We start from the raw sequence: 15,329 nt of genomic DNA, 5'->3' as shown, positions 1-15,329 counted from the left end.
GGTTCAACTGCGTTCGAGGCGGTCGACGGCACGCCGCAAGGCGCCGCGCTGAAACACCAGTTTCCAGCGCCGGCCCCCTTGTTGATGCCAGAGCAGGGCGAAGCGAACGCCGGAAAGCAGCGTTGCGCGAACGCGCTCGGGCATCATGCGTTCTTGCAAGCGTGCGGGGTCGCCTTGCACCACGATGCGATACTTGAAGGTCGAAAGCGTCTCTTGATAGAGCTCGCCGAGGCCGGCGATCACGCTTTCGTGGGTGGGATCGTCGAAGTGGCGGGCCTGGCTCTGGATACGCTGGAGCCGTTGACCCACCGTCTCCAGCATGGCGTCGTTGGTGCGCAGCTTGTTCATCAGCATCAACAATGAAAAGCCGTAGCGCAGGACGGCAGGATTGGCCTGCTTGCGCCCCAGTACCGCTTCGAGGGTGTCGAGCCCTTGGCGTAGATAGTTGGGGTGCCCCCCATAGATCGCCTCGAAGCTCTCTGGATTGGTATCGATCGTGGCGCGAATCAGCGTTCCCCAGGCGCGTTCATCGGCCTGGCCGTTTCGTGCCAGGTCATCGACGACACTGGCTGCCTGAAAGACGCCGGCCAGTGCCAGGGCCTGGCGCGCCATGGGATCGTCGGGGGCGCGATGGATGGGCGTGGTGCCGTTCATGTAGGAGACTCCGGGCGCTTCCAGGTGGAGCGGATGACACCGCCGCCTAGGCATATCTCGCCATCGTAGAGCACCAGCGACTGCCCAGGGGTCACGGCGCGCTGGGGATCGTCGAAAACGACTTCCACGCCGCCCTCTGCGGTGGTGCGCATCCGGCAGGGAACATCACTCTGGCGATAACGGGTCTTGGCCGTCAGGCGCGCCTCATCGGCGGGCGCTTGTCCGGCGACCCAATCCATCGGCTCGGTCACCAGGCCATCGCTGTAAAGCAGGTCATGATGCTTGCCCTGGACGGCGATCAGGACATTGCGATCGAGGTCCTTGGCGGCGACGTACCACGGATCTTCGCTGTAGTCGGCCAGCCCGCCGATGCCCAGCCCCTGACGCTGCCCCAGGGTGTAATACATCAGCCCCATGTGCTCGCCGATCACGTCGCCCTCGGGGGTCTCGATCACGCCAGGTTGAGCGGGCAGGTACTGCTGCAGGAAGTCGCGGAAACGTCGCTCCCCGATGAAGCAGATGCCCGTGGAGTCCTTCTTGCGGGCGGTGGCCAGGCCATGGCGTTCGGCCAGTTCGCGTACGGCGGGCTTTTCGAGTTCGCCGACCGGGAACAGCGTGCGAGCAATGGCCGCTTCCGGGACGGCGTGCAGGAAGTAGCTCTGATCCTTGTTGGTATCGAGCCCCTTCAGCAGGCGAGGGCGGCCTGCGCGGATGCCCTGGCGAACGTAATGGCCGGTAGCGATCTTCTCGGCGCCCAGCATCTCGGCATACTCGAGGAAGACCTTGAACTTGATCTCGCGGTTACACAGGATATCGGGATTGGGCGTGCGCCCCGCCTTGTATTCGGCCAGGAAGTGCTCGAAGACGTTGTCCCAATACTCGGCCGCGAAGTTGGCCGTGTGCAGCTTGATACCCAGGGTTGCGCATACCGCCTGGGCATCCGCCAGGTCGTCCTTGGCGGTACAGTACTCGGTACCATCGTCCTCGTCCCAGTTCTTCATGAACAGGCCTTCGACCTGATAGCCCTGCTCTAGCAGCAATAGGGCGGAGACGGAGGAGTCGACACCGCCGGACATGCCGACGATGACCTTGTCCGTGGATGACATAGGCGTTTCCGGATCGATGAATCGGTGAGAAGCCAAATGGGGCGGGATTATACTCCATAATGACGCTCAGCTTCGAGCGCCGGAAAAGGGTGTCGCATGAGCGTTTAATTGACCGGTCGGCCAGTTAGCGTTAGATTTCGGAAATGAAGAATACGACACCCAGCCCGGCGGGGACACGCGACCCCGAATTGACTCGCTCCCGCATTCTGCAGGCGGCAACCGAACTGTTCGTAGAGCAGGGGTACTCGGCGGTCTCCATGAGTCAGGTTGCCAAGGCGGCAGAGGTGACCAAGAGCCTTATCCATCACCATTTCGGCAGCAAGGAGCGACTCTGGGAAGCGGTCAAGGAGCGCGCCTTCGAGCACTACTTCGTCGAACAGATGGCGATGGGCGAGCGCGTCGGCGAGCCTGATGCGGACTTTCTGCGCGATTCGGTCACTGCCTACTTTCGCTTCCTCAAGGACAACCCCACGGTGGTTCGGCTATTCGCCTGGGCCCACCTCGAGGAGGACGCAGCCTGCGGTGAGATGGACCGCTCGCTGGTCGAGGCGGGGGCCAAGTGGATTCGCCAGGCGCAGCAGCGCGGTGCGCTGCGTGACGACGTCAACCCGACTCACGTCATCGCCAGCTTCGTGATGACCTGTACGCAGTGGTTCGAAGCGCGCAGTCATCACGCCCATTGGCCCGGTATCGGGGATGACGAAGCGTTTCTCGAGGATTACCTGAAAATTTTCATGGAAGGCATGACACCCCGCCAGTGAAGGGCGTCTGCCGGCATGACCTGGCGGGCTTTTAATTGACTGGTCGACCAGTTTGTTAGAGGGCAATAACATGAACAAGAATCTTATAGCGGCCTTCGTCTTCGCCGGTATCAGTCTGGCCATTGCGGGATGCGACACCACCACCGCGGCGCCTTCGCCTGTCTCGGACACCCGCGTGGCCGTTCGCGTGGCGGAGGTTCGTTCGGCTGCCGCCGAAACCTGGTATCGGTTCCCTGGAGTGGTGCGTGCCGCCGACCGTGCCGAGCCGGCATTCCTGCAGGCCGGCACCCTGGCCGAGCGAATGGTCACCCGGGGGCAGCGGGTTGCCCGGGGCGAGCCACTGGCACGCTTGCATAATCCTTCCCTGGAACCCGCGCTTGCCGTAGCCCAAGGACAGGTCGGCGAGAGCGAAGCGCGCATCGGCCAGCTGCGCCGCGACCTTGAACGAGCCCGGGACTTGCGTCGGCGCGATCTGGTCGCGGCAGCCGAGGTCGACCGGCTTGACGCTGAACTCGAGGCGGCAGTACAGGCGCGTGAGCAAGCCATGGCAAGGCGTAGCGAAGCCGAGGCCCAGGTGGGTGAAATGCTGCTCAGGGCACCGTTCGATGGGTGGGTTTCCGATGTCTATGTCGAGCCGGGGGATTTCATCGGCGCCGGACAGGCGGTACTGGCGTTGGTCGGCGTACAGGGCCTCGAAATCGAGATTCGCTTGCCTTCGTCGATCGTGCCCCGTCTCGAGACAGGACTCTCGGTCGAGATCGTTCCTGCGCTACGCTCCGGCCGATACACGGGGCTAGTGGCGAGTGCCGGGCGCGCCGGCGATGCCTTGGCGCCAATCATCATCGGTGTATCCGAAAATCAGGGGCTGAGGGCTGGCGAACCCGTCAATGTCCATCTCCCGCTTCCCGATACCGCCTCGCTGCAGATTCCCCTGGCCGCCATTGTGGATCCCGGTGGGCATGCGCCACACGTGCTGGCACTCGACGAGGAGGATGGCGTCCATAAAGTGCCGATAACACCGGGCCGTCTTGCCGGGGATTGGGTCGGGGTCGAGTCCGGCCTGGCCAACGGCGCGCGCGTCGTGATCGCCGGCCAGGGGCGATTGGTCGAGGGCGATCGGGTCCGAGTGTTGCCATGAAGCTGCTCTACGCCGCCTTGCATTACCGTCGCTTGGTACTCACGTTGGCGGGCCTGCTAGCTCTGCTAGGGGGGCTTGCCTGGGTGACCATGGATCGACAGGAAGATCCGTTCTTCCCGTATCGTTTCGGCCAGGTGCTGGTGCCCTATCCTGGCGCGAAGCCCGAGCAGGTCGAACGGCTGGTGCTCAACCCTCTCGAAGAAGCGTTGGCTCAGGTAGAGGACGTGCACGAAATCATCGGTACGGCGCGCCTGGGCGTGGCCCACGTTCTGCTGCGCCTCGATGAGCACGTTTACGATACCGATGCAGTATGGGATCGGGTGCGCATTGCCGTCGACGATGCGCGGCGGGAATTTCCCGAGGGGGTGGCGACCCCTGACGTCAGGGATCGCGATTCCGACGCGCATGGCATCGTACTGGCCGTCTCAGGGGATTCGGACCTGCTCGTGCTGCGTGAAGCCGCCGATCGATTGCGGCGTGATCTGTTTCGCCTCAAGGCGATTTCCCGCATCGAACTGTTCGCCGACCCGGGCGAGCAGGTCATGATTACCTGGGACGACAGCGTGGCCGCGTGGACGGGGCTCGATGCCCAGGCACTGGGAGACCAGTTGGCTGCACGCAACCTGACTGCCTCGGGTGGCACGCTTTCCAATGGTGGACGTAGCGTCGTGCTCGATACCGTGACCGAATTCGGCTCGCTTGAGGAGCTGTCGGAAACACCGATCATTACGGCACGTGGCGACAGGGTCCCGCTCGGCGAATTGGCGAGTATCAGTCGTACGACCGAACAGCCCGCCACTGAGCGGCTGTGGCATGACGGGGCGCCGGCGGTTGCGCTGGGTATCGTGATTCCCGACAACCGTCTCAATGCCGTCGAGTTCGGACGCGAGTTGCGTGAGCTGCTCGATGAGCTTCGTCCGGCCTACGCCCCGTTATCCATCGACGAGATGTTCTATCAGCCTCATTGGGTCGAGCGCCGCCTGGCTGAACTTGGCCAGTCGCTATTGCTGGGAATCGCCATTCTTGGCGCCCTGTTGTTCGTGGCGATGGGTCTACGCCTGGGCTTGGCGGTGGTGGCCATCGTGCCCCTGGTCACCTTCTCCTCGTTGGCCCTTTACGCCATGGGCGGCGGCATCCTGCATCAAATCGCGGTGGCCGGCATGGTTATCGCGCTGGGTATGCTGGTCGACAACGCCATCGTCATGGTCGAGAACATCCAGTGGCACCGTGACCAGGGGCGTTCTGCCAACGAGGCGGCCATGCTTTCCGTCAAAGAGCTGGCCGCGCCCTTGCTGGCCGCCACGGGCACCACGCTGGCCGCATTCGTGCCGCTGTTGCTGTCGGGGGGCAACACGGCCGACTTCACCCGTGCAATACCGGTCATGGTGATGCTGACGCTGGCGGTCAGCTATGTGTATGCCGTCTTCGTCACGCCGATCTTCGCTGCCGCCATCCTGCGTCCGCGACCGCCGGCCCGATATCAACCGATCCAGGCGATGGGGCAGTGGATCGGCCGCTTTGCTGTCAGTCATCCGGCCGGGGTGTTGCTGGGTGCGGCGATCATGCTTATCGGTGCCTTGGCGATGCTGCCTCTGCTCAATCACAACTTCTTTCCCGACACGGATCGCAACCAGATGGTGGTCGATCTGCACTTTCCCGAAGGAACCCATCTGGATCACAGTGCGCATCAGGCGGCGACCCTGGCCGATGCCTTGCGCTCGCAGCCGGGTGTCGAACGCATCCACCGCTTTGCCGGTTTCAGTGGGCCGCGCTTCTATTACAACCTGGCCGAGCAGCCGCGCCAGGCACATCTGGCAAGGCTGGTGGTCGAGACCACGGATGCCGGCGCCTTGGGCCCCTTGATGGGGTGGGTACGTCGTGAGGCGGCCGAGCGGATGCCCGACGCCGAAGTGGTGGCGAGGCGGCTGGGCCAGGGGCCTCCCGTGGAAGCACCGATCGAAATCCATGTCTATGGCGACGATACCGAGGACCTGGCCGAGGCGGCTGAACGTATTCTGGCCGAAGTGCGTGCCACTCCCGGTGCGCTGGATGCCAGACACCGATTGGGCGAGGGCCTGGCGACACTCAGGGTGACGGTAGACGATGCACGGGCTGCCCTGTTTGGCGTAACCCGACAGGATGTCGCCAGCGCCTTGGCGGTGGCGAGCCGTGGAGGGGAGTTCAGTACCTGGCGGGCGGGCCGGGATCCGGTGCCGCTCGTGATTCGCTCGCCGGAAGGGGAACGCTTCCCCAGCGCTGGCCTGGCGGGGCTGCGCCTTAAGGCGGCTTCCGGCGAAAGTGTGCCGTTGGGCGAACTGGCCCAGCTGGAAACGATCTGGCAACCGGCGATCATCAATCATCGTGACCTGAGACGCATGACGCTGGTGCTCTCCGAGGTGGCAGACGATTACACCTATGCCGGTGTCCTGGCAGACCTCACGCCGCGGCTCGGTGCCTTGGCGTTGCCAGCGGGCATAAGCTTCGATATCGGCGGGCTCGCCGAGTCGGCCGGAGATGCCAATGCCGCGCTATTCCATACCTTGCCGTTCGGGGCGTTGCTGCTGATCGTGTTCCTGCTGGCCCAATTCAATTCATTCCGGCAGTTGGCCATCGTCTTGGTTACGGTGCCGCTAGCCGCTGTCGGGGTGATCCCTGGATTATGGCTGACTCAGCAGCCGTTCGGATTCACGGCCATCCTGGGCGTCGTGGCGCTGGTCGGTATCGTGGTGAACAACGCCATCGTACTCATCGACGTGATGAATGCGAATCGTCAGGCGGGCATGGCATTGAGAGAAGCTGTCGTCGGTGCCGTGGAGCGACGCATCCGGCCGGTCCTGCTGACCACCGCGACCACGATCGTGGGCCTGGTCCCGTTGACCATGACCGAGTCGACGTTGTGGCCGCCCATGGCGTGGTCGATCATCTCGGGCCTGATGGCCTCGACCCTGCTTACCTTGGTGGTCATCCCCGCGCTGTATCGGCTGATGGAGCGCGAGCCGTCAGTTCGGGAATCGTGGCGCGAAGCGTGACGGTCAGGATCAGCGCTCGTGGATAACGTCCATGGGGAACACGCGGCCCAGGCGAGCGTCACGGACGCGTCTTATGACAAGCGGGCTGCGCAGGCGCCCGGCACGGTCCAAGTCTTCGAGTTCGTCGAAGGTAACCCAGTGCGTGGCGAGGATGGCGGGATCCAGGGCATTGCCTAGGTGCGCCAGGGCCATGCCGACGAAGGCATGGCTATGGAAGGTCAGTCCGTCGCGGGCTTCGTAGACGTAGAGCCCCAGATAATCGGTGATGCCGACACGCCAGGCACTCTCCTCGCGCACTTCACGCTCGGCGCTCTGGAGGATCGTCTCTCCCGGCTCCAGGTGGCCGGCGGGCTGGTTGAACAGTGTGAAGGGGCCGCCGCGATCCTCTTCGACCAGCAGATAGCGTCCGGCCCGCTCGACCACGGTCGCCACGGTGACACGGGGTGTCCAGCGTTTCATCGGCCTCTCCTCGTGCGTCGGGATGGGGTGCGCCTGTCGGGGTGGGCGGCCGGGGCATGCAGTGTCTCTCGGCGCCATTCGCCCGCTTTCAATTCTGCCAACCGCCACGGGCCGATGGCCACTCGGATCAGCCGCAAGGTGGGGTGCTCCACATGGGCGGTCATGCGGCGCACCTGCCGGTTGCGGCCCTCGCTCAGGGTGATCTCGAGCCAGCTCGTGGGCGCATTCTCGCGCTGACGTATGGGCGGCTGACGCGGTGCGACGGCTGGCGCATCCAGGCGTTTGATCCGGGCCGGGCGTGTGAGTCCATCCTTCAGTGTCACGCCCTGGCGAAGCGCGTCAAGGGCAGCATCGCCTGGCTCGCCCTCCACCTGGACCCAGTAGGTCTTGGGCTGCTTGTGGCGTGGATCACTGATGCGATGGATCAGCGCGCCGTCATCGGTGAGCAGCAACAGTCCCTCCGAGTCGTAATCGAGGCGCCCGGCGGCATAGATACCGGGAACATCGATGACATCGGCGAGTGTCGCACGTCCCTGATCGTCGGTGAATTGGGAAAGCATGCGAAAGGGCTTATGTAGCAGGTATAGCGAGCTCATGATCTAGGTATCTTGCCGTTTTTGCCTGCGCAGGGACAGGGCGGGTTCCCGCTGGGGCGCGATTGTCGACATTCTCCATGCGCGGGAGAGCCTGGGCTGATATACTTCCGCGTGAATTCTTGGGTCGCTCCCGTCATCACGGACCGCCGAGTCCTGTCCCTGCAGGGCGACCCCGACACTGTGGCCCGAGCACTATCGCCTGAGCGTTAGCGCGCTCACTGTCTCGTCGAGAGACGCGATGCCTGCCTGGTTCCCGGCATCCGATACGTGCGATCGCCTCCTGAGCCACTGCGTACCTGGCTAGCTTCGTAACTGCTGTGACCAAGAGAGATTAACGCTGATATGTCTAAAACGCCGAAGATTATCTACACGCTGACCGACGAGGCACCCGCACTGGCGACCCATTCGCTGCTGCCGATCATCGATGCCTTCACCGATCCTGCCGGAATCGAGGTCGAGACCCGTGATATTTCACTGGCCGGCCGTATCATTTCGCAGTTCCCCGATTACCTGAGCGAAGACAAGCGTCTCGGGGACCATCTGGCCGAGCTAGGCGAACTGGCCAAGACCCCCGAAGCCAACATCATCAAGCTGCCCAATATCAGTGCTTCCACGCCGCAGCTCAAGGCGGCCATCAAGGAGCTGCAGCAGCAGGGTTACGCGCTCCCCAATTACCCGGAAGAGCCGCAGAGTGACGAAGAGAAGGACATCAAGGCCCGCTACGACAAGACCAAGGGTAGCGCCGTCAACCCGGTTTTGCGTGAGGGCAACTCCGATCGTCGCGCTCCGCAATCGGTCAAGGGATACGCCCGCAAGTATCCGCATCGCATGGGCGAATGGAGCAGCGACTCCCAGTCGCACGTGGCTCACATGCAGCAGGGCGACTTCTATGGCAGCGAGAAATCTGCCCTGATCGAGTCCGAAGATAGCCTCAAGATCGAGCTGGTCGGCAGCGATGGCAGCAGCCGAGTACTGAAGGAAAAGACCCCCGTTCTCGCCGGCGAGGTCGTCGATGGCGCGGTAATGAGCAGCCAGGCACTGCGTCGTTTCGTGGCCGACGAAATCCAGGACGCCAAGGCCCAGAACATCCTGTTCTCGCTGCACCTCAAGGCCACCATGATGAAGGTGTCCGACCCCATCATGTTCGGTCTGGTCGTACGTGAGTTCTATGGCGACGTGCTGGATAAGCATGCCGATGCGCTGGAGCAGGTCGGGTTCGATGCGAATAACGGTATCGGCGACCTGTATTCCTCCATCCAGTCACTGCCTGAAGACAAGCAGCGCGAGATCGAGTCGGATATCCAGGCCCTGTACGAGCAGCGCCCGCCGCTGGCCATGGTCAATTCCCACAAGGGCATCACCAACCTGCACGTGCCCAGCGACATCATCATCGATGCCTCCATGCCGGCGATGATTCGCGATTCAGGCAAGATGTGGGGCGCCGACGATCAATTGCACGACGCCAAGGCAGTGATCCCCGACCGCTGCTATGCCGGCATCTACCAGATCGTGATCGAGGACTGCAAGAAGAACGGCGCCTTCGATCCGACCACCATGGGTAGCGTACCCAACGTTGGCCTGATGGCGCAGAAGGCCGAAGAGTACGGCTCCCACGACAAGACCTTCGAGATTCCTGCCGAGGGCACCGTGCGTGTCACCGATACCAACGGCAACGTGGTGTTCGAGCACGCGGTCGAGAAGGGCGACATCTGGCGCATGTGCCAGACCAAGGATGCCCCGATCCAGGATTGGGTCAAGCTGGCCGTGACCCGTGCCCGCGCCAGCGATACGCCGGCGGTGTTCTGGCTGGATGCGAACCGCGCACATGATGCCCAGTTGATCCAGAAGGTCGAGCGTTATCTCAAGGATCATGACACCAGCGGTCTGGACATCCGCATCATGGCTCCGGAAGACGCCATGCGCTTCTCGCTGGAGCGGATCCGCGACGGCAAGGACACCATCTCGGTGACCGGCAACGTCCTGCGCGACTACCTGACCGACCTGTTCCCGATCATGGAACTCGGCACCAGCGCCAAGATGCTGTCCGTGGTACCGCTGATGAATGGTGGTGGCCTGTTCGAGACCGGTGCCGGTGGTTCCGCGCCCAAGCATGTCCAGCAGTTCCTGGAAGAGAACCACCTGCGTTGGGACTCACTGGGTGAATTCCTGGCCTTGGCGGCCTCTCTGGAACACCTGGGAGTCACTTTCGACAATACGCGTGCCAAGCTGCTTGCCACTGCACTGGACAAGGCCAACGGCCAGTTCCTGGACAGCGACAAGTCGCCCAAGCGCAAGGTTGGCGAACTCGACAATCGCGGCAGCCATTTCTACCTGGCGATGTATTGGGCCAAGGCGCTGGCCGAGCAGGATGAGGACGCTGAGCTCAAGACGCTGTTTGCGCGCCTGGCCGAGACGCTCGAAGCCAAGGAGGACGTCATCGTCAAGGAACTCAGCGAGGTGCAGGGGCAGCCGGTGGATATCAAGGGCTATTACCACCCCGACCATGACCTGACCCGTCAGGCGATGCGCCCGAGTCAAACGCTCAACCAGGCGCTGGAGATGGTGTCCAAGGGCTGATCGGCCTGCCGAATCAGCATTAGGCACACGCTTCGATACTGGGGCCCTTGTCCGCTCTCCGCGGGCCGGGGCCCTTCGTTTTTCAGGTTTTTGGTGTGCAGGACTTGCAGACGCCCTTGGGCGGCCGCATCTTGTAAATGAACCTCGGGAGCCGCTTGGCGTCCAAGCAGAGTTGACGCCGAACCGCTCACCCGGCTTGTGAAGATGGATAGTGCCTCTTATGTTTTATACAGACGCGTCTGACGAGAGTCGGGCGATGGCGGGAATGACGCGGCCTTCGAAGCCGCAAGAGGAAGACGACGGCAACCTGGCCGTGGATCCCGCCGACCCGGAGTTGGCCGAACCACCGCGTTACAAGGTGGTGTTGCACAACGATGACTTCACACCCATGGAGTTCGTGGTTGAAGTCCTGCAAACCTTCTTCAACATGGATAGCGAGAAGGCGGTGCAGGTGATGTTGGCGGTCCACACCCAAGGCAAGGCGACCTGTGGCATCTTCACCCGCGATATCGCGGAAACGAAAAGCCATCAGGTGAACCAATATGCCAGGGAGTGCCAGCATCCGTTGTTGTGCGATATCGATAAGGCCGATTGACGCCTGGCATGGTCTACCTCGATGTCAGGGAAGAAGAGAGGCTGGTACAAGCGCGGCTTGCCAAACCCGCAATTGTGCCCGATGGTGAGAATGCGGTTTTTGAAATGCCGACCGATACCCTAGGCGGCTAGAAGGGGACTGCCATGCTGAGCAAAGAACTTGAATTGACCCTTAACACGGCCTTCACCGTGGCGCGTTCCAAGCGCCATGAGTTCATGACCGTGGAACACCTGCTGTTGGCTCTGCTGGACAATGCCTCTGCGGCGGATGTGTTGCGCGCCTGTGGCGCCAACCTCGACAAGCTGCGTACCGATTTGCAGGATTTCATCAACTCTACAACGCCTTTGATCCCCGAAGACCAGGGAGACCGTGAGACTCAGCCGACGCTGGGCTTCCAACGGGTTCTCCAGCGCGCGGTATTCCACGTGCAGTCCTCGGGCAAATCCGAAGTGACCGGCGCCAATGTGCTGGTCGCCATCTTCTCCGAGCAGGAGAGCCAGGCGGTCTACTTCCTCAAGCAGCAGAACGTGGCTCGCGTGGATGCCGTCAACTACATCGCTCACGGTATCTCCAAGGTGTCCGGACATGGCCAGAATCCTTCGTCGTCTCCGTCACCTGACGCCGAGGACGCTGAGGATGGCGTCAGTGAGGGCAATGCCCACCCATTGACGGGTTATGCGACCAACCTCAACGAACAGGCACGCCTGGGCAAGATCGATCCGCTGATTGGCCGCGACCATGAGCTCGAGCGCGTAGTGCAGATCCTTGCTCGTCGCCGCAAGAACAACCCCTTGTTGGTCGGTGAAGCCGGTGTCGGCAAGACCGCCATCGCCGAAGGCCTGGCCAAGCGTATCGTCGAGGAAGACGTGCCCGACGTGATCGCCGATGCGGTGGTCTACTCGCTCGACATGGGCGCGCTGCTTGCCGGTACCAAGTACCGCGGCGATTTCGAAAAGCGGCTAAAGAGCTTGCTTGCCGAACTCAAGAAGCAGCCCAATGCCGTCCTGTTCATTGACGAGATTCACACCGTGATCGGTGCCGGTGCGGCCTCGGGTGGCGTGATGGATGCGTCCAACCTGCTCAAGCCGCTGCTCTCTTCCGGTGAGCTGCGCTGCATTGGCTCGACGACCTTTCAGGAATTCCGTGGCATCTTCGAGAAGGATCGTGCCTTGGCACGTCGTTTCCAGAAGGTGGATGTCATGGCGCCCTCTGTCGACGACACCATTCGCATCCTGCGGGGGCTGCGTGGCCGCTTCGAGGAGCACCATCGTCTCAAGTACACCGACGGTGCGCTGGAAAGCGCGGTACGGCTTGCCGATCGTTACATCAACGACCGGCATCTGCCGGACAAGGCCATCGATGTAATCGACGAGGCCGGGGCTCACCAGCGTCTGCTGCCGCCTGAAGTGCGCGTCGATACGATCGATGTGGAGCAGGTGGAAGCCGTCGTCGCCTCAATCGCGCGGATTCCGCCGAAGAGCGTGTCGAGCTCCGACCGCAAGCTGCTCGAGAATCTCGATCGTGACCTGAGAATGCTGGTGTTCGGTCAGGACGAGGCCATCTCCAGCCTATCCGCCGCGATCAAGCTTTCCCGGGCAGGGCTCAAGTCACCCGACAAGCCGGTTGGCAGCTTCCTGTTCTCGGGCCCCACCGGTGTCGGCAAGACCGAAGTGGCCCGGCAGCTCGCCCATATCATGGGGATCGAGCTGGTGCGCTTCGACATGTCCGAATACATGGAAAGGCACACCGTTTCGCGGCTCATCGGGGCACCGCCAGGCTATGTGGGCTACGATCAGGGCGGTCTGTTGACCGAGGCGATCACCAAGCAGCCGCACTGCGTGTTGCTGCTCGATGAGATCGAAAAGGCGCACCCGGAAGTCTTCAACCTGCTGTTGCAGGTCATGGATCACGGCCGCCTGACCGATAACAACGGGCGTGAAGCGGATTTCCGTCACGTCATCCTGATCATGACCTCCAATGCCGGTGCCGAGCAGATTTCGCGTCGCTCGATCGGTTTCCAGACACAGGACCACTCCACCGATGGCATGGAGGTGATTCGCAAGACCTTCTCGCCGGAGTTCCGCAACCGTCTGGATGGCATCATTCCGTTCCACGGGCTGGCCCCCGAAGTGGTGCGCAACGTGGTCGACAAGTTCCTGGTCGAGCTTCAGGCGCAACTCGACGAGAAGCGTGTCCAGTTGGATGTCGACGAGACGGCCCGCAGCTGGATGGCGGAGCAGGGCTATGACCCCGAAATGGGGGCACGGCCGATGGCGCGCCTGATCCAGGAGAAGCTGAAGAAGCCGTTGGCGGAGATGATCCTGTTCGGTGAACTGGCCGAACATGGCGGGGTGGTACACGTCACGGTGGAAGGCGGTGAACTACATCTGGCGACCGAGGCCGAGGTGGCATGATCATCTCGAGCTGAACGCCAGGTACCTAATAGGTACCACACAGCGCCCTGTCAGCAATGACGGGGCGTTTTTTTAGTGGCAGCAGTAACGCCGGTGTGGCTCGGTGACTTGCGCCGCAGGGGCGCAGCCGCCCGTTTAGCGCGAGCGGTAGACGATGCGGCCTTTGGACAGGTCGTAGGGCGTCAGCTCGACCTTGACCTTGTCGCCGGTCAGGATACGGATGTAGTTCTTGCGCATCTTGCCCGAGATATGGGCAGTGACCACGTGGCCGTTTTCCAGCTCGACGCGGAACATGGTGTTGGGAAGAGTGTCGACAACGACGCCTTCCATTTCGATATGATCTTCACGTGCCATATAGGCATTCCCTCGTTACGCAATGACGGACTGAGACAATATGTGACTCAAGATAGCGCGATATTGTGCCGCATGCGGGGCGCCAAGGCAAAAAACTCGGCATGTTCGAGCGCTGGCCGGGCTTATAGCGGTACCAGGCGACGCCAGTGGCGTCCATCCAGATACTCCAGCGGCTGAAAATCTCGTTTATAATTCATCTTGCGGCACTCACGTATCCAATAGCCTAGATAGAGGTGGGGGAGCCCTTGTGACTGGGCCAGCGAGACCAGGCGCAATACGGCGAGGGTGCCCAGGGAGCGGCGATCGAATGCCGGGTCCGGTTCAAAGAACGTATAAATGGCCGACAGGCCATGACCGAGCTGGTCCACGGCGCTGACTGCGACCAATCGTCCATCCAGGCGAAATTCCAGCAGGCGCGCATAGGGATGATCGAGTGTCAGGAAGGTGCGGTATTGCTCGTGGCTCGGCGGGTACATGTCACCGTCGGCGTGACGCGTGCGAATGTAGCGCGAATAGAGTTCGTAATGCTCGCTGTAGAAGCGAGCGGGGCGCTCATGCAGGGTCAAGTCGCGATTGCGCTTGAGGATGCGGCGCTGACTACGGCTGGGTTGGAAATCGTCCACCGGGATGCGCACCGAGATACAGGCGCTGCAGCCGTCGCAATGCGGCCGGTAAAGGTGGCGGCCGCTGCGGCGAAAGCCGAGCAGGGACAAGGCATCGTAGACGCCTTGCCCAGGCGACTCCTGAGGGTCGAGAAACAGGGTCGTGGCCTCTCGCCCCTCCAGATAGCTGCACGCATGGGGAACGGTCAGAAAGAAACGCAGATCCCGAACTGGCTGTTGCGGCGCTCTACTGCTCACGTTTACCGCCTCCTTGTGCGGTGACGCTCCTGTCACCGGCATGTTCGGACAACTCCATCACTCGCACCTCGGCAAAGCTCCGCGGGCCTGTCTGGGTATAACTATCAAGATAGTCGAGGAAGTCTGCGCGGGCGATATCGCGTGCGCCCATGCTCGCCAGGTGGTGGGTATGCATCTGGCAGTCGATCAACCCTTGCCCACGTGCCTGCAGATGGCGGGCCAGATGCACCAGGGCCACCTTGGAGGCATCGGGCTCGCGAGTGAACATCGATTCACCGAAGAAGACATTGCCAAGCGCCACGCCATACAACCCGCCAACCAGGCGTTCCTCGCGCCAGACCTCGAACGAATGCGCGTAGCTCAGATTGTGAAGCGAGAGGTAGGCAGCGGTCATCTCAGGTGTGATCCAGGTGCCTTCCTGATCCATGCGGCTATGGGCGCAAGCCTCGATGACTGCACCGAAATCGCGATCGAGCGTGACTGTGAAACCGCCATTGCGGATTCGTTTGGCCAGGCTCCGACGGATGGTTACTTCTTGGGGAAACAGCACCATGCGAGGATCCGGACTCCACCACAGGATCGGTTGTCCATCGCTGTACCAGGGGAAGATGCCGCGTCGATACGCGGCCAGCAGCCAGTCCGGTGTAAGCGCGCCGCCGGCCGCCAACAAGCCATCGGGGTCGCGCAGTGCCTTGCTTACATCAGGAAAAGTGACGCGGTCGGAGGAAAGCCAGGGAAGCATCGCAGGCAGCCATCAGTGAGTCTGCGCCAGTGTACCGGCTTTTG

At 62.2% G+C, this 15,329-nt stretch carries 13 protein-coding genes; 6 read left to right on the top strand and 7 right to left on the bottom strand.

The window, feature by feature from the left end; all coding sequences use genetic code 11:
• Positions 1-3: 3 nt before the first annotated feature.
• Both hflD and mnmA read right to left on the bottom strand, forming a co-directional pair.
• Positions 4-654 (bottom strand): high frequency lysogenization protein HflD, encoded by a 651-nt coding sequence (gene hflD, locus JH15_RS04125; protein WP_043527278.1) that lies wholly within the window; start codon positions 652-654, stop codon positions 4-6.
• Entirely contained in the window at positions 651-1,778 is a 1,128-nt protein-coding gene (gene mnmA / locus JH15_RS04120; RefSeq protein WP_269319783.1) for a tRNA 2-thiouridine(34) synthase MnmA, read from the bottom strand. The genes hflD and mnmA overlap by 4 nt, the downstream gene beginning before the upstream one ends.
• Before the next feature lie 125 nt (positions 1,779-1,903).
• Between mnmA and JH15_RS17450 the strand changes: the two genes are divergently transcribed.
• The 3 genes from JH15_RS17450 (at position 1,904) to JH15_RS04105 (ending at position 6,688) form a co-directional block, all read left to right on the top strand.
• The gene (locus JH15_RS17450; protein WP_052383884.1) at positions 1,904-2,521 is read left to right on the top strand and encodes a TetR/AcrR family transcriptional regulator; all 618 of its coding nucleotides are present in this window, start codon (positions 1,904-1,906) and stop codon (positions 2,519-2,521) included.
• A gap of 70 nt (positions 2,522-2,591) precedes the next feature.
• A complete protein-coding gene (locus JH15_RS04110; RefSeq protein ID WP_043527274.1) occupies positions 2,592-3,659 on the top strand; it encodes an efflux RND transporter periplasmic adaptor subunit in 1,068 nt (355 codons plus the stop codon).
• Positions 3,656-6,688 (top strand): efflux RND transporter permease subunit, encoded by a 3,033-nt coding sequence (locus JH15_RS04105; protein WP_043527272.1) that lies wholly within the window; start codon positions 3,656-3,658, stop codon positions 6,686-6,688. The genes JH15_RS04110 and JH15_RS04105 overlap by 4 nt, the downstream gene beginning before the upstream one ends.
• Positions 6,689-6,697: 9 nt before the next feature.
• On the opposite strand, the gene JH15_RS04100 is transcribed toward JH15_RS04105, so the two are convergent.
• Both JH15_RS04100 and JH15_RS04095 read right to left on the bottom strand, forming a co-directional pair.
• Positions 6,698-7,147, bottom strand: a complete 450-nt coding sequence (locus JH15_RS04100) for an NUDIX domain-containing protein (protein ID WP_043527270.1) — start codon at positions 7,145-7,147, stop codon at positions 6,698-6,700.
• On the bottom strand, positions 7,144-7,743 hold the full coding sequence (locus JH15_RS04095) for a pseudouridine synthase (RefSeq protein ID WP_043527269.1): 600 nt from the start codon (positions 7,741-7,743) through the stop codon (positions 7,144-7,146). Before JH15_RS04095 ends, JH15_RS04100 begins: the two co-directional genes overlap by 4 nt.
• 342 nt (positions 7,744-8,085) lie before the next feature.
• Here JH15_RS04095 and JH15_RS04090 point away from each other — a divergent pair, with 342 nt between their 5' ends.
• The 3 genes from JH15_RS04090 to clpA all read left to right on the top strand — a co-directional run bounded on the left by JH15_RS04090 (position 8,086) and on the right by clpA (position 13,329).
• Positions 8,086-10,320, top strand: coding sequence for an NADP-dependent isocitrate dehydrogenase (locus JH15_RS04090; RefSeq protein ID WP_043527266.1), 2,235 nt, complete (start codon positions 8,086-8,088; stop codon positions 10,318-10,320).
• Between the two features lie 256 nt (positions 10,321-10,576).
• A complete protein-coding gene (clpS, locus tag JH15_RS04085) occupies positions 10,577-10,915 on the top strand; it encodes an ATP-dependent Clp protease adapter ClpS (protein WP_231566367.1) in 339 nt (112 codons plus the stop codon).
• 143 nt (positions 10,916-11,058) lie between these two features.
• On the top strand, positions 11,059-13,329 hold the full coding sequence (gene clpA, locus JH15_RS04080) for an ATP-dependent Clp protease ATP-binding subunit ClpA (RefSeq protein ID WP_043527260.1): 2,271 nt from the start codon (positions 11,059-11,061) through the stop codon (positions 13,327-13,329).
• 135 nt (positions 13,330-13,464) lie between these two features.
• Here clpA and infA read toward each other — a convergent pair whose 3' ends face one another.
• From infA to aat, 3 genes are all read right to left on the bottom strand, one after another.
• Complete coding sequence (gene infA, locus JH15_RS04075; protein WP_013332816.1) at positions 13,465-13,683, bottom strand: translation initiation factor IF-1; 219 nt, start codon at positions 13,681-13,683, stop codon at positions 13,465-13,467.
• Positions 13,684-13,805: 122 nt separating this feature from the next.
• Positions 13,806-14,543, bottom strand: a complete 738-nt coding sequence (locus tag JH15_RS04070; protein WP_043527257.1) for an arginyltransferase — start codon at positions 14,541-14,543, stop codon at positions 13,806-13,808.
• Positions 14,533-15,285, bottom strand: a complete 753-nt coding sequence (gene aat / locus JH15_RS04065; protein ID WP_081948866.1) for a leucyl/phenylalanyl-tRNA--protein transferase — start codon at positions 15,283-15,285, stop codon at positions 14,533-14,535. The genes JH15_RS04070 and aat overlap by 11 nt, the downstream gene beginning before the upstream one ends.
• Positions 15,286-15,329: the final 44 nt, after the last annotated feature.

This window comes from Litchfieldella xinjiangensis, assembly GCF_000759345.1.
GTDB lineage: Bacteria > Pseudomonadota > Gammaproteobacteria > Pseudomonadales > Halomonadaceae > Litchfieldella_A > Litchfieldella_A xinjiangensis.
This window is presented reverse-complemented; position numbering and strand designations above follow the sequence as displayed.

What these genes read in the sequence shown, in the direction of transcription:
- hflD (WP_043527278.1), bottom strand. Translation starts at nt 654, where the DNA reads ATGAACGGCACCACGCCCATCCATCGCGCCCCCGACGATCCCATGGCG.
- JH15_RS17450 (WP_052383884.1), top strand. Translation starts at nt 1,904, where the DNA reads ATGAAGAATACGACACCCAGCCCGGCGGGGACACGCGACCCCGAATTG.
- JH15_RS04110 (WP_043527274.1), top strand. Translation starts at nt 2,592, where the DNA reads ATGAACAAGAATCTTATAGCGGCCTTCGTCTTCGCCGGTATCAGTCTG.
- JH15_RS04105 (WP_043527272.1), top strand. Translation starts at nt 3,656, where the DNA reads ATGAAGCTGCTCTACGCCGCCTTGCATTACCGTCGCTTGGTACTCACG.
- JH15_RS04100 (WP_043527270.1), bottom strand. Translation starts at nt 7,147, where the DNA reads ATGAAACGCTGGACACCCCGTGTCACCGTGGCGACCGTGGTCGAGCGG.
- JH15_RS04095 (WP_043527269.1), bottom strand. Translation starts at nt 7,743, where the DNA reads ATGAGCTCGCTATACCTGCTACATAAGCCCTTTCGCATGCTTTCCCAA.
- JH15_RS04090 (WP_043527266.1), top strand. Translation starts at nt 8,086, where the DNA reads ATGTCTAAAACGCCGAAGATTATCTACACGCTGACCGACGAGGCACCC.
- clpS (WP_231566367.1), top strand. Translation starts at nt 10,577, where the DNA reads ATGGCGGGAATGACGCGGCCTTCGAAGCCGCAAGAGGAAGACGACGGC.
- clpA (WP_043527260.1), top strand. Translation starts at nt 11,059, where the DNA reads ATGCTGAGCAAAGAACTTGAATTGACCCTTAACACGGCCTTCACCGTG.
- infA (WP_013332816.1), bottom strand. Translation starts at nt 13,683, where the DNA reads ATGGCACGTGAAGATCATATCGAAATGGAAGGCGTCGTTGTCGACACT.
- aat (WP_081948866.1), bottom strand. Translation starts at nt 15,285, where the DNA reads ATGCTTCCCTGGCTTTCCTCCGACCGCGTCACTTTTCCTGATGTAAGC.